Source organism: Janthinobacterium lividum (assembly GCF_011601275.1).
GTDB classification, from domain to species: domain Bacteria; phylum Pseudomonadota; class Gammaproteobacteria; order Burkholderiales; family Burkholderiaceae_D; genus Janthinobacterium; species Janthinobacterium lividum_E.
The window spans coordinates 94519-108685 of sequence record NZ_JAAOLY010000015.1 but is presented as its reverse complement, the minus strand read 5'-3'; the positions used below and the strand labels follow the sequence as shown (position 1 = coordinate 108685).

11 protein-coding genes are annotated in these 14167 nt (G+C 63.5%); 10 read left to right on the top strand and 1 reads right to left on the bottom strand.

Going from position 1 to position 14167, the window contains the following annotated elements; all coding sequences use genetic code 11:
* Nucleotides 1–2 precede the first annotated feature (2 nt).
* From GYK42_RS21685 to GYK42_RS21640, 10 genes are all read left to right on the top strand, one after another.
* Nucleotides 3–2468 (top strand): tetratricopeptide repeat protein, encoded by a 2466-nt coding sequence (locus tag GYK42_RS21685; protein ID WP_166449160.1) that lies wholly within the window; start codon nt 3–5, stop codon nt 2466–2468.
* Between the two features lie 94 nt (nt 2469–2562).
* Nucleotides 2563–3300, top strand: coding sequence for a 5'/3'-nucleotidase SurE (gene surE, locus GYK42_RS21680; RefSeq protein WP_058049368.1), 738 nt, complete (start codon nt 2563–2565; stop codon nt 3298–3300).
* 9 nt (nt 3301–3309) lie between these two features.
* Nucleotides 3310–4200, top strand: coding sequence for a protein-L-isoaspartate(D-aspartate) O-methyltransferase (locus tag GYK42_RS21675; RefSeq protein WP_166449159.1), 891 nt, complete (start codon nt 3310–3312; stop codon nt 4198–4200).
* Between the two features lie 42 nt (nt 4201–4242).
* Nucleotides 4243–5163, top strand: a complete 921-nt coding sequence (locus tag GYK42_RS21670) for a peptidoglycan DD-metalloendopeptidase family protein (RefSeq protein WP_166449196.1) — start codon at nt 4243–4245, stop codon at nt 5161–5163.
* Between the two features lie 8 nt (nt 5164–5171).
* Nucleotides 5172–6203: an RNA polymerase sigma factor RpoS gene (gene rpoS / locus GYK42_RS21665; protein WP_046685717.1), complete on the top strand. Its 1032-nt coding sequence runs from the start codon at nt 5172–5174 to the stop codon at nt 6201–6203.
* A 131-nt stretch (nt 6204–6334) separates the two neighbouring features.
* Nucleotides 6335–7678, top strand: coding sequence for a 23S rRNA (uracil(1939)-C(5))-methyltransferase RlmD (gene rlmD / locus GYK42_RS21660; protein WP_166449158.1), 1344 nt, complete (start codon nt 6335–6337; stop codon nt 7676–7678).
* A gap of 397 nt (nt 7679–8075) precedes the next feature.
* Nucleotides 8076–10010: a glycosyl hydrolase family 18 protein gene (locus GYK42_RS21655; RefSeq protein ID WP_277346656.1), complete on the top strand. Its 1935-nt coding sequence runs from the start codon at nt 8076–8078 to the stop codon at nt 10008–10010.
* A gap of 78 nt (nt 10011–10088) precedes the next feature.
* Nucleotides 10089–11135 (top strand): cupin-like domain-containing protein, encoded by a 1047-nt coding sequence (locus GYK42_RS21650; RefSeq protein ID WP_166449157.1) that lies wholly within the window; start codon nt 10089–10091, stop codon nt 11133–11135.
* 227 nt (nt 11136–11362) lie between these two features.
* Nucleotides 11363–12535, top strand: a complete 1173-nt coding sequence (cfa, locus tag GYK42_RS21645) for a cyclopropane fatty acyl phospholipid synthase (RefSeq protein WP_240943699.1) — start codon at nt 11363–11365, stop codon at nt 12533–12535.
* Nucleotides 12536–12547: 12 nt separating this feature from the next.
* Nucleotides 12548–13393 (top strand): LysR family transcriptional regulator, encoded by an 846-nt coding sequence (locus GYK42_RS21640; RefSeq protein ID WP_166449156.1) that lies wholly within the window; start codon nt 12548–12550, stop codon nt 13391–13393.
* Between the two features lie 72 nt (nt 13394–13465).
* On the opposite strand, the gene GYK42_RS21635 is transcribed toward GYK42_RS21640, so the two are convergent.
* A complete protein-coding gene (locus GYK42_RS21635; RefSeq protein ID WP_034752039.1) occupies nt 13466–14152 on the bottom strand; it encodes a Bax inhibitor-1/YccA family protein in 687 nt (228 codons plus the stop codon).
* Nucleotides 14153–14167: the final 15 nt, after the last annotated feature.

The window sequence follows — 14167 nt, the reverse complement described above, 5'->3', positions numbered from 1 at the left end:
TCATGGAATGCCAACGCCTCTCCCTGCCGCCTTTGAGCGCCCCTGGTGAAGTCGTCACCTTCTATTCCTACAAGGGCGGTACCGGCCGCACCATGGCCCTGTCGAACATCGCCGTCCTGCTGGCGCGCCGTGAAAACGCCAGCGTGCCCGTGCTGATGCTGGACTGGGACATGGAAGCGCCGGGCCTGCACCATTATTTCGAGCAGCACGAGGAGCGGCCGGGCGTGCTCGAGTTTTTTGAAGCGTGCCGCCAGCAGCTCGAACGCATCAGCCTGGAAACGGCGGGCGGGCGCGCCGGCGGTCAGGGGACTGGGCGCGAGGATGCGGCGCTGGCCCGGCGCGTGCTCGACGCTATCGACTGGCAGCAGTACGTGGTGCGCGTCGACCAGGGCAGTCCGCTGTACCTGATGCGCGCGGGGCGCTTCGACGCCAGCTACAGCGAGCGCCTGGCGCAGATGCGCTGGGATCAGCTGTTCGACACGTGCCCGGCCCTGTTCCGCTGCTTCGCCGATACCCTGGCCCAGCATTTTCGCTACGTGCTCGTCGATTCGCGCACGGGCCGCACGGACAGCGCCGGAATCTGCACCACCTTGCTGCCGAAAAAGCTGGTGGTGGTTTTCACGCCGAACCGTCAAAGCCTGGAAGGTGTCGACGCGCTTGTCACGCGGGCCATCGAATACCGCCGCAGCCATGAAGACGAACAGCGTCCGCTGCTCGTGTATCCCTTGCCTTCGCGCATAGAAATGGGCGATGGCGCGCAGCGCGCCGAGTGGCGCCGAGGCGATGCGCACAAGGGTATCGCCGGCTTCCAGCCCATGTTCGAGCGGCTGCTGCGCACCTCCTATGGATTGCCGCAGGTCGCCCTCGACAGCTATTTCGACGAAGTCCAGCTGCAGCAGACGAAAACCTTTGCCTATGGCGAGCAATTGGCCGTGCGCATCGACCAGGGCGGCGACCGCTTTTCCCTCACGCGCACCTTCGAAGCTTTTTTGCAGTGGCTGACGGGCGGCTACTTCCCATGGCAGTCGAGCCGTGAAATCGCCTTGCTGGGCGCCATCAGCGAAGCGCGCCAGGCCTTGCTGGCCGAACCGGGCCGCGCCGTGGCCCTGCCGCTGGCGCGCGACCTGGCCCGCCTGGGCGAGCTGTACCGCAAGGACGGGCGCAGTGCGCAGGCGCTCGACGCCTTTCGCCAGAGTGTCGAGATCCGCGTGCGCCTGCTGGGCGAGGAGCATCCCGACAGCCTGGCGTGCAAGAGCGGCATGGCGCGTCTGCTGCGCCAGCTAGGCAAGCTCGATGAAGCCCGTTTCCTGGAAGAAGACGTGCTCGACGTACGCGAACGCGTGCTGGGTAGCGAGCATCCCGATACCCTGGCCGCACGGGCCTGCCTGGCGCAAACCCTGTTGCAGCAGGGCGAGCTGGCGGCGGCGCTATTGCTGCAGGATACGGTACTGGCCACCTATGCGCGCCAGGTGGGCGGCGAGCATCCGCTGACCCTCGATGCGATGGATGGCCGCGCCGCGACCTTGCTGCGCATGGGCCGGCTGGCACAGGCGCAGCAAGTGCTGGGCACGGTGGTGGCTGCGCGCGAGCGCCTGTTTGGCGCCGAGCATGGCGATACCTTGCGCAGCAAGCTGGCCCTGGCGCAGGCGCTGGGACGCGAAGGCGACCTGGAGGGCGCGCGGCGCCTGCTTGCCGCCGTGCTGCAGGTGCAGGAAAGGCGTCTGGGCGGCGATCATGCGGTCACCCTCTCCACGCGCGACTTGCTGGCCGACATCGTGGCCGGGCAGGGCGACTGGGCCGGCGCGCGCCAGTTGCATGAAGACCAGGTGGCGGCGCGCGAGCGCACGCGAGGGCTCGACCATCCGGAAACCCTGATGAGCCAGCGCAAGCTGGCCGAGGCGCTGCTGCGGCGCGGTGAACTCGATGCGGCGCGCAGCGTGCAGGAGCAGGTGCTGGAAGTGCATGCGCGCCTGCTGGGCGAAGACCACCTCGATACCTTGCACAGCAAGACGCAATTGGCCGGCACTTTGCAGCAGCAGGGCGACAGCGAGGCGGCGCGCCTGCTGGAAGACGCCGTCCTCAGCGGCAGCGACCGGCTGTTGAACGCGCCCGTCACGGGGCATGCGGACAGCGTGCTCGACGGCGCGCGGCATTTGCAGGAAACCATCCTGGCCGGCCGCGCCAACGGTCATGAAGGGGCCGAGCCGGACACCCTGGCCAGCATGATCTTGATGTTGCAAGGCATGATTGAGCGGGAACAGTATGCGCAGGCGGGCGAACTGGCCGAACATTTGAAGTCTTGCCTGCTGCGCCCTGGCGTGCCGGGCAAGCTGCGCCGGCGCGGCATGGCGCAGCTGAAAAGAATGTACAAGTTGCAAGGCGACCTGAATGCCTTGCTGGCCTTGCAGGAGGATGAAGTACAGGCGCTGGAAGGGGCGTTGTCGGAAGCGCGCATCGAGCAGCGCTGAGACTGCGCGCCATGTGCGCGCGGCAGCACAAAAAATGCTGCCGATCGGCGTGCGGCATGCGCAGTGTGGGCATTGCTTCAGGTAAAATCTCGTTATGAGAATTCTTATCAGTAACGACGACGGTTACCTGGCGCCCGGCCTGGCGGCCCTGGCCGACGCGCTCGCACCCATAGCCGACATCGTCGTGGTGGCGCCCGACAGCAACCGTTCGGGCGCGTCCAATTCGCTGTCCCTGGACCGGCCCTTGTCCGTGCACAAGGCTGCCAACGGCTTTTATTTTGTCAACGGCACGCCCACCGACTGCGTGCACGTGGCGCTGACGGGCATGCTCATCGAGCGTCCCGACCTGGTGGTGTCCGGCATCAACAACGGCCCCAACATGGGCGACGACACCCTGTATTCGGGTACCGTCGCGGCCGCCACGGAAGGCTATCTGTTCGGCATTCCCGCCATCGCCTTTTCCCAGTCGCAGTTCGGCTGGGCCAACCTGGACGCGGCTGCCCGCGTGGCCAGGGAAATCGTCGAGCGCCAGTTTGACGCCCTGCAAAAACCGTATCTGCTGAACGTGAACATCCCGGCCATCCCTTACGAGCAATTGCAAGGCATGGCGGCCACGCGCCTGGGCAAGCGCCACTCGGCCGAGCCCGTGATCCGCGCGCTCGACCCGCGTGGCCGTGAAATTTTCTGGATCGGTCCCGCCGGTGCGGCCAAGGAAGGCGGTCCTGGCACGGACTTCCATGCCGTTGAACATGGAAAAGTATCGATCACGCCGCTGCAGATCGACCTGACCCATACCACCCAACTCGATGCGCTGGCAAAAGGCCTGGCATGACCGCTCAATATGACTGACAAGCCGCGTACCTTCCCCCTTACCCTCGATTCGCTGGCCGGCAAGCCCGCCAGGCAGGGCGGGGGGCAGTCGCTGGCCCAGTCCCGGATCGCCACGCCGCAGACGGCCACGCAGAATGCGGCGCAAAACGCGGCGCGCGGCGTGGCGCAGCCGTATGGCGCGCAAGCGGCCATCGCGCCGTCGCGCGCGCAAGCCATCGCCAATGAGCGGGCGCAACCGGCTGTCGTGTCGCCGCCGCGGCAAAACCCGCTCGTTTCGGAGGCCGTGCGCCGGGCCATGGTGGCCCGCGTGGCGAAGCAGGGCGTCAAGGACCAGGTGGTGCTCGACGCCCTGCAAGCCGTGCCGCGCCACATGTTCATGGACGAGGCGCTGGCCTCGCAGGCGTATATCGACGCCTCGCTCCCCATCGGCCACCACCAGACCATTTCGCAACCGTACATCGTGGCGCGCATGATCGAAGTGATGCGCCAGGGCGGCAAACTGCAGCGCGTGCTGGAAATCGGCACCGGTTGCGGCTACCAGGCGGCGGTGCTGTCGCTGGTGGCGAAAGAGGTGTATTCGATCGAGCGCATCCGGCCTCTGCATGAGCTGGCGAAGGCCAATCTGCGCCCGCTGCGCGTGTCGAATCTGCGCTTGCAGTACGGAGATGGTATGCTTGGCCTGCCGCAGGCGGCCCCCTTCGACGGGATCATCCTTGCCGCAGCCGGCCTGGAAGTCCCGCAAGCCCTGCTGGAACAGCTGGCGCCCGGCGGGCGTTTGGTTGCGCCGGTGGGGGCTAAATTGCAACACTTACAACTCATTACCCGGGTGGGGAAAATGGAATGGACTAGCCAGACCCTGGAAGATTGCCATTTCGTGCCTTTGCGCCCGGGCACCATATGATCCCCGGATCAGCTAGCAAGCAGGACCTAAATATACATGCGAATGATTAAGAAAAACAATGTACTACTCTGCAGCCTTGCGCTGGCCGCCCTGTTGACCGGTTGCGGCACCACTGGCGTCCAGGCGCCAGTCGTCGAGCGCCATCCATCGACCAGCAGCGCCGCCGCCAGCGATCCGCGCGACCGCGACCCGGCCTATTACACGGTCAAGCGTGGCGACACCCTGCTGCGTATCGCCCTCGAGCACGGCCAGAATTACCGCGACCTGGTGACCTGGAACGACTTGAGCAACCCGAACGACATCAAGGTCGACCAAGTGCTGCGCGTGCTGCCGCCGACTGGCGACACGGGCGGCGCGCAAACGTCGGCCATCGTCATGCCGCCGTCGACGGAAATCAAGCCGGCCGCGCCTGTCGTGCCGAAGAAAACGGGGCCGCGCGGCGAGAAGCGCGCGTATTCCGACGCCACCCTGGCCGAATTGCGCGCCGATGGCGGCACCAGCGACGCCAAGCCTGCGCCAGCGCCGGCAGCAGCAGCCGTCGCCGCCGCACCGGCCGCCGCCGCGGCAGCCCCTGCCGCATCGGCGCCTGGCGACGAGAAGATCAGCTGGATGTGGCCTTCCGAAGGCAAGGTCATCGGCACTTTCGACGAAGGCAAGAACAAGGGCGTCGATATCGCCGGCAAGGCGGGCCAGCAAGTGGTGGCTGCCGGCGCGGGAAAAGTCATGTATGCCGGGAGTGGAATCCGTGGTTATGGTAATCTTGTCATCGTGAAGCACAGTAATAGTTTATTGTCGGCGTATGCGCATAACCGCAGCATCCTGGTGAAGGAAGGGCAGAACGTCAACAAAGGCCAGGCCATCGCCGAAATGGGCGATTCCGATGCCGACCGCGTGAAGCTGCACTTTGAAATCCGCCAGCAGGGCAAGCCCGTCGACCCTTCGAAATTCCTGCCTAACCGTTAGGTAAAGCAATGACACACGCGCCGCACGACCAGCTGGACGATGACCCGGAACTGCCGGAAGACGGGGCAGACGAAGTCGTGACGGACGATACCGGCGAACTCGACGGCATTGACGCCGTCGAGGCGGGCGAGGGCGGCGAGGTGGCCAGCGTCAGCGTGCTGGTCGAAAGTGTCGATGAACTGAAAAAAGTGCTGGCGGCCGAGCTGTCGACCGACACCACGCAGCACTATCTGAACCAGATCGGCACGCGGCCCCTGCTGACGGCGCCGCAAGAGGTGCATTACGCCACCCTTGCCAAGCAGGGCAATTTCGAAGCCCGGCAAACCATGATCGAGCACAACCTGCGCCTCGTCGTGTCGATCGCCAAGCATTACATCAACCGCGGCGTGGTCCTGCTCGACATGATCGAGGAGGGCAACATTGGCCTGATGCGGGCCATCGACAAGTTCGAGCCCGAGCGCGGTTTCCGTTTCTCTACTTACGCCACCTGGTGGATACGTCAGAGCATCGAGCGCGCCATCATGAACCAGGCGCGCACGGTGCGCCTGCCCGTACACATGGTGCGCGAACTCAATCAAATCCTGCGCGGCAAATACCACCTGGAAGCCCAGCACCACGACGGCAAGGATGCCACGGCGGAAGACATCGCCCACCTCGTGGGCCGTCCCGTGGAAGAGGTGCAGGATATCCTGGCCCTGTCCGAGCACGCCACCTCGCTTGACGCGCCGCTCGACAACGATCCGCAATCGTCGTTGATGGACATGCTGCCCGGCGCCAGCGAAGACAGTCCCGACGCGCGCGCGGAACACCATGAAATGACGGTGCTGGTGCGCGACTGGCTGACCAAGCTGCCCGACAAGCAGCGCGTCGTCATCATGCGCCGTTTCGGCCTCGACAATGACGATCCGGCCACACTGGAAACCCTGGCCGAGGAAATGGGCGTAACGCGCGAGCGCGTGCGCCAGATCCAGCAGGAAGCCCTGATCAAGCTCAAACGGGCTATGGCCGCGCGCGGCGTCGTGCGCGACTCGTTATTGTAGGACACCCGGTCCCGGTATTACCGGGGCCGCATCTGCTATCATACGCCCCGCTCGCGGCGCCTGACCTTTCCCCATTCTTTCAAGTTCCAGCGCGGCCCTGCGTCCTGGCCCACTCTTACCTATTGATCGCTATGCAAGAAAATATCATCGAAATCAAATCGCTCGACATGGACGCCCGTGGCGTTGGCCATATTGAGAACGAAGACGGCTCGCCGGGCAAGGTCGTGTTTGTCGAAGGCGCATTGCCGGGCGAGCGCGTCAGCTTTGTGACGTTCAAGAAAAAGAAGAACTGGGAAATGGCCCGCATGACGGCGCTGCACCGTGAGTCGGCTATGCGCGTGACGCCCAAGTGCAAGCATTTCGACAATTGCGGCGGCTGCTCGATGCAGCACCTGGAACCGTCGGCGCAGGTGGCGATCAAGCAGCGCGTGCTGGAAGATAACTTGTGGCATATCGGCAAGGTGCGTCCGCAAAGCATCATGCGTCCCATGTATGGCCCGACCTGGGGCTACCGCTACCGCGCGCGCCTGTCCGTGCGCCACGTCAAGAAGAAAGATGCCGTGCTGGTGGGTTTCCATGAAAAGAAATCGGCCTTTGTCGCCGACATGGATAGCTGCGAAATCTTGCCGCCGCACATCTCGGCCATGCTGCTGCCGCTGCGTGGATTGATTGCTTCGCTGTCGATCTTCGACCAGATGCCGCAGATCGAGCTGGCCGTCGGCGAAGACGTGACCGCCATGGTCTTGCGCATCATGGCGCCGTTGACGGCGGACGACGAAACGAAACTGAAAGCCTTCGCCGACGAATACGGCGTCCAATGGTGGCTGCAGGTGAAAGGTCCGGAAACGGCCGTGCCGTTCTACCCGCTCGACAAGCAATTGCATTACCTGCTGCCGGAATTCGGCGTCAAGATGCCGTTCAAACCCGTCGATTTCACGCAAGTGAACCACCACATCAACCGCGTGCTGGTGTCGAAAGCCCTGCGTTTGCTGGAAGTGCAGCCGACGGACCGCGTGGCCGACCTGTTCTGCGGTCTGGGCAATTTCACCTTGCCGCTGGCCACGCAAGGCAGCGAAGTGGTCGGCATCGAAGGCAGCACCACGCTGACGGAGCGGGCGCTGGAAAACGCCTTGGCCAATGGCCTGGCGGAAAAAACCTCGTTCTCGACACGCAATCTGTTCGAAGTGACGACGGACGACCTGATCGCGCTGGGCAAGTTCGACCGCATCCTCGTCGACCCGCCGCGCGATGGCGCCATGGCCCTGTGCCAGGCGCTGGTCGGCCTGTCGCAAGTGCGTCCTGACCTGCTGCCGAAACGCATCGTCTACGTCTCGTGCAGTCCATCGACCCTGGCGCGCGACGCCGGCATCCTGGCGCTGGAAGCAGGCTATGTGCTGAGCAAGGCGGGCGTGGTCAACATGTTCCCGCATACCTCGCATGTCGAATCGATGGCTGTATTTGATTTACCTCAGTAAGTCTGTCTGATACGGCGGGTGGCCAGGCTGGCACCCGCCGCTTCCGCGTTCAGCGGTGCAACAAGCTACCTCAATACCACTTACGCCGTGTTATAAAACTGGTCTGTCTTTTCCCGATCCAGCGTCTTTTTCCATTCTCTCTCTGCCGTTTTTTCATTGTCCAGTAGGACAACACGCCGTTCGCACCTGCCGCTGCGCTTTCTGCTCGAAGTGGTATTGCTCACTTTGATGCCACTTCAAAACCACTTGACCGCCTATTTTTTCAGCAGCATGCTGTTCTTGCAACTGCAAAAAAACAAGATCACAGGGTAGTTATTTACGAAGCAGAGTGGCATTTCTGCAAACCTGAACAGGAGACAACGTGGAAAATTTAATACTCAAAAAAACAATCAGAAACATGATGGTATGTCTGGCCAGCGGTGGCGTGCTGGCGGCATGCGGCGGTGGCGGCGACGCCAGCGCACCCGGCGGCTCGCAATTGCTGGCGGCCAGCACGGTGGTCGCGTGCGTGCCGTGGCAAGAGGGCGGCACGTATAATGCCGGCACGGTGGTCACTTATCTGGGTGCCAACTACACGGCCCTGGTAACGCAGACCGATCACGTGGGCTCCGGTTGGAATCCCGTTTCCACGCCAAGCCTGTGGAGCGCCGGCGGCACCTGCGACGGCGGCACCACGCCGACCCCGACGCCGACGCCCACCCCAACGCCGACACCAACCCCGACACCAACCCCGACGCCGAATCCAACTCCGACCCCAACGCCCACCCCGACACCGACGCCAACCGGCGGCACGTGCGCACTGGCCTGGGTGGCCGGCACGGCCTACAGCGCGGGCGCCACCGTCAGCTATGCGGGCACGAATTACCGCGCCAATTACTGGACGCAGGGCGACAACCCGTCGACCAGCAGCGGCGCCGCCGGCACGGGCAAACCATGGACCAGCCAGGAGATCTGCAGCACCACGCCGACACCTACTCCAACGCCGACACCGACACCAACGCCGACTCCAACTCCAACTCCAACGCCGACACCAACGCCGACACCAACGCCGACACCGACGCCAACGGGCCGCGAAGTCGGTTCCTACTTCGCGCAGTGGGGCGTGTATGGCCGCGACTATGAAGTGGCAAACGTGCACACGAGCGGCGTGGCCGACAAGCTGACCTTCATCAATTACGCTTTCGGCAATATTTATCCGAAAAACGGCGGCTATGAATGCGGCATGATCACCAAGGCCGAGCCGGGCGCGACGAATCCGAACGCGCCGGACGCGGGCACGGGCGGCGATGCGGAGGCCGACTACATCCGCACGCCGAAGCGCACCGTCGATGGCCAGGTCATTCCATGGGACGCTCCCTTGTCGGGCAACTTCCTGCAGCTGAAAAAGCTGAAGGCGGCGCACCCGAACCTGAAGCTGTTCATTTCGCTGGGCGGCTGGAGCTGGTCGAAGAACTTCTCCGTCGGTTCGGCCACCGATGCGCTGCGCAAGCAGATGGTGCGCTCGTGCATCGACATCTACATCAAGGGCAATCTGCCGGTGCAGGGCGGTCGCGGCGGCGTGGGTGCGGCGGCCAATATCTTTGACGGCATCGACATCGACTGGGAATATCCGGTCGGCGGCGGCCAGCCGTACAACACGGTCAGCCCCAACGACAAGCGCAACTTCACCTTGCTGATGGCGGAATTCCGCAGCCAGCTCGATGCGCTCGGTGCCGCCAACGGCAAGCGCTACCTGTTGACGGCGGCGGTCGGCGCCGGCAAGGACAAGATCGACAACACGGAACCGGCCCTGTACTCGCAGTACATGGACTGGATCAACCTGATGACCTACGACTTCCACGGCGGCTGGGAAAACAGCACCAACTTCAACGCCCAGCTGTTTGCCGACCCTGCCGATCCGTCGACGGGCATGGCGCGCGAATACGTGGGCGACAAGGCGGTGCAGTACATGATTGCCGCCGGCGTGCCGCGCGACAAGCTGCTGCTGGGCATACCGTTCTATGGCCGCGGCTGGACGGGCGTGGCGCCGGGGCCGAATGGCGATGGCCTGTACCAGCCGGCCACGGGCATGGCGCCGGGCACGTACGAGTCGGGCATCGAGGACTATAAAATCCTCGTCGCCAAGTCCGGCACGCGCAACTACCATCCCGTGACCAAGCAGTTGTACCTGTACACGGGTGCGGGCGGCCAGTGGTGGAGCTACGATGACCCGACCGTCATCGGCACCAAGGTGAAATACGTGAAGGACCAGGGCTTGCGCGGCGCGTTCTCGTGGGAACTCGATGGCGATGCGAATGGCGTGCTGGCGACCGAGGTGTGGAAAGTGCGGTAATACTGCGCTAGAGTAGGAGGCGGCCGGGCGGCATTGCTGCCCGGCCGCTTGTTCACATGAAAAAACAGGAGACGGGCGATGGCGGCGGTATCGACATTCGGAGTCAAGCAGAAAGAACAGCAGCCGGAACAGGAGCTGAGCCGCGAGTGGCGCAGCTGGATCGCGGAAAACCTCATGCTGGGCAGCGATCCGTCGGCGCTGATGCCGGTGCTGCAAAAGGCGGGCATCGCGGAGCCCCTGGCGCGCCGCGAAATCGAGCTGGCGCTGCAAAGCCCGTATCTTGCCGGTGCCGTGCGCCTGTCGAACCGCTTGGCCAAGCGCGACTGGGTGATCGATATCCAGCGCAAGCTGAACCAGCTGCGCGACCCCGAAATTCCGCGCCGCGACAAGCTCTCTGCGCAGGAATTCCTGGACGAGTATTACTCCACCAACCAGCCCGTCATCATCACGGGCATGATGGACGACTGGCCCGCCATGGCCAAGTGGAGCCCCGCCTATTTCCGCGCGCATTATGCGCAGCGTGAGGTGGAAGTGCAGTTCGGCCGCGAAACGGACGATCAGTACGAGATGAACAGCGTGGCCCACAAGCGCAAGATGGCCTTTGGCGAGTACGCCAGCCTGGTCGAGGGCAGCGGTGCGACCAACGATTTCTACATGACGGCGAATAACAATTCGCAGAACCGGCAAGCCCTGCGCGAGCTGTGGGACGATATCGGCCAGCTGCCCGAATACCTGAAGCAGGATGGCGGCCCCACGGGCTTTCTGTGGTTCGGCCCGGCCGGCACGGTGACGCCATTCCACCACGACTTGACGAACAACTTCATGGCCCAGGTCAAAGGGCGCAAGCGGCTGCGCATCATGGCTGCCTGCGAGGTGGCGCGCGTATACAACCAGCGCCACTGTTTTACGCCCGTCGACGGGCGCGACATCGACCTGCGGCGCTATCCGCTGATGGCCGACGTGCAGGTGCGCGAATGCGTGCTGGCGCCGGGCGAGATCCTGTTCTTGCCCGTCGGCTGCTGGCATTTCGTCGAAGCGCTCGACGTATCGATGACGGTGGCGTTTACCAATTTCAAATGGGATAACGATTTTTACAGCAAGTATCCATCGAATCACGACTTCTGATGGCGGGGCCAAGATGCCGCGAACAGCCGCCTTATGGGCGGCTTTTTTCATGCTGCGGTGCGCTTCTTGTATAAGATATTTCCGTAAAATAATTGATTAAAATCATTTTGAAGCAATTATTTTGATATGAATGGCCACGATGTTTCATTATCCAGATGCTCATGGCGGGCGGATAATTTGATGGCTGGCGCGGCGCCAGCACCGACAACATCTGGAGGCGGCAGGGCATGAACACGCAGCAAATGACACAGTTACAGCAAGCAGCAGGTAGTGCCGAACTTGGGCTCGACACGCGGCTGACCCGCGAAGCGGCCGAATTGCTGGCCAGGGCCGACATCCATCTGAATGGCCGCGCCGCCTGGGACATGCAGCTGCGCAAACCGGGCGTACCGGCGCGCGCCTTCGCCAGCGGCAACCTGGGCCTGGGCGAAGCCTACATGGACGGCGACTGGGATGCTCAGCAGCTCGACGAATTCTTTTGCCATCTGCTGCGCGCCCGGGTGGCCGACGACGTGCGCCCCATGCGCCTGGCGTTCCACGCCCTGACCGCGCGCCTGTTCAACCTGCAGACGGAGCGCCGCGCCTGGATGGTGGGCAAGGAGCACTACGACCTGGGCAACGCCTTCTATGCGGCCATGCTCGATCCGCGCATGACGTATACCTGCGGCTATTGGAAGGATGCCAGCAACCTGGCCGAGGCACAGGAGGCCAAGCTCGACCTGGTCTGTCGCAAGCTGCGCCTGGAGCCGGGCATGCGCGTGCTCGACATCGGCTGCGGCTGGGGTAGTTTCATGCGCTATGCGGCGGAAAAATACCAGGTGCAATGCGTGGGCGTGACGATCTCGCAAGAGCAGGTAGCCTATGCGCGCGCCATGCCGGGCGGCGAACAGCTGGACTTCCGCCTGCAGGATTACCGCGACACCGATGAAAAATTCGACCGCATCGTCAGCATCGGCATGTTCGAGCACGTGGGGCACAAGAACCACCGCACCTTCATGGAAGTGGCGCACCGCTGCCTGGAAGACGACGGCCTGTTCCTGCTGCACACGATAGGCAAAAACAAGCGCCATTCCACGTGCGACCCGTGGATCGACAAATACATTTTCCCGAATGGCGACTTGCCGTCGATCGGCCAGATCGGCGACGCCATGGACGATCTGTTCGTTGCCGAGGACTTGCACAACTTCGGCGCCGACTACGACAAGACCCTGATGGCCTGGCACGCCAAATTTGAGCTGGCCTGGCCGCGCTTTGCCGCCCGGCTGGGCGAGCGCTTCCACCGCATGTGGTCGTATTATTTGCTGTCCTGCGCGGGCGCCTTCCGCGCGCGCGACCTGCAGCTGTGGCAGTGGGTGCTGTCTAAGCAGGGTGTGCTGGGAGGGTATGATCGTGTCAGCTGATATCATGGACTGATGGATATCAATCAAGCGCGGACCTTCCTCGAAGTGGCGTCCTGCGGCAGCTTCATCATGGCGGCCGAACGCATGCACGTGACGCAGACGGCCGTCAGCGCCCGCATCCGCACCCTGGAGCAGCAGCTGGGGCGCCAGCTGTTCGTGCGCAACAAGGCGGGCGCGCGCCTGACGTCGGCTGGCGAGCGCTTCATGCGCCACGCGGCCACCATGGTGCAGGTGTGGGAGCGGGCGCGCCACCAGGTGGCCTTGCCGCCGGGGCGCGACGACGCCGTCAGCATCGGCTGCGAATTGAGCTTGTGGCCGCCGCTGCTGGGTGACTGGCTGATACGCATGAGCCGCGACTGTCCCGAGATCGCCTTGCGTGCCGAGGTCGACAACCCCGCGCGCTTGCTTGACGCCGTGCATGACGGTTCGCTCGACCTTGCCGTACTGTACAACCCGCCCCAGCGTCCGGGCCTGGCCAGCGAACTGCTGGCCGAGGAAAAGCTCGTGATGGTGACCACGCGCGCCGATGGGCAGATGCATGCCGATACGTATGTGTATGTGGACTGGGGGCCCAGCTTCGCCGCCAATCACCAGGCGGCCTACCCGGAGCTGAGCAGCCCGCCCGTGTCGATCTCGCTGGGGCCGCTGGCCCTCGTCTACTTGCTGGAAGTGGGCGGCGCCAGTTATTTCCGCATCGGCAGCGCGCAACCCTATCTTGATGCGGGCTTGCTGCACCGCGTGCGCGACGCGCCCGAATTCTCGCATTCCGCCTACGCCGTCTACGCGGCCCAGCGCGACAATCCGACACTCGACCGGGCCCGCGCCTGCTTGCTCGAGGTGGCGGAGAGAATCAAGTAGGTTCGACAGACGTAAAAAAGCCGACCCGAGGGTCGGCTTTTTTTGTCCTGCTCATGCGCATGAGCGCAGCGTTTAGTCGCGGCTGCCGCCGGCGAAGCCCAGCAAGGACAACAGGCTGGTGAAGATGTTATATACGTCCAGGTAGATGCGCAGGGTGGCCGAGATGTAGTTGGTCTCGCCGCCGTTGATGATTTGCTGCACGTCATACAGGATGTAGGCCGAGAAGATGGCGATGGCAACCATGGAAATCACGATCGACAGTGCCGACAGTCCCAGGAAGATGTTCGCCACCGATGCAAGGATCAGCACGATCACGCCGGCGAACAGCCATTTGCCCATGGCCGAGAAGTCGCGTTTCGAGACCGTGGCGATCGTCGCCATTACGGCCAGGATGGTGGCCGTGCCGCCGAATGCCGTCATGATCAGCATGCCGCCGTTCGAGTAGCCGAGCGTGCGCGTCAGGATAGGCGTGAGCATCAGGCCCATGAAGAAGGTAAAGCCCAGCAGGACGGCGACGCCGAGGCCCGAGTTCTTGGTCTTTTCAATCGCGTACATGAAGCCGAATGCGACGGCCATGAAGATGATGAAGCCCATGCCGCCGGTCAGCATCGGCAAATGCATTTGCACGCCGATGAAGGCGCCCAGCACGGTCGGGATCATGGACAGCGCCAGCAGCCAGTAAGTGTTGCGCAAGACCTGGTGGCGGACTTGCTGCATGCCCCCCGACAGGTCAAAGGTGCGTTGCATGTTCTGATTCATAGTGCCTCCGTGTTG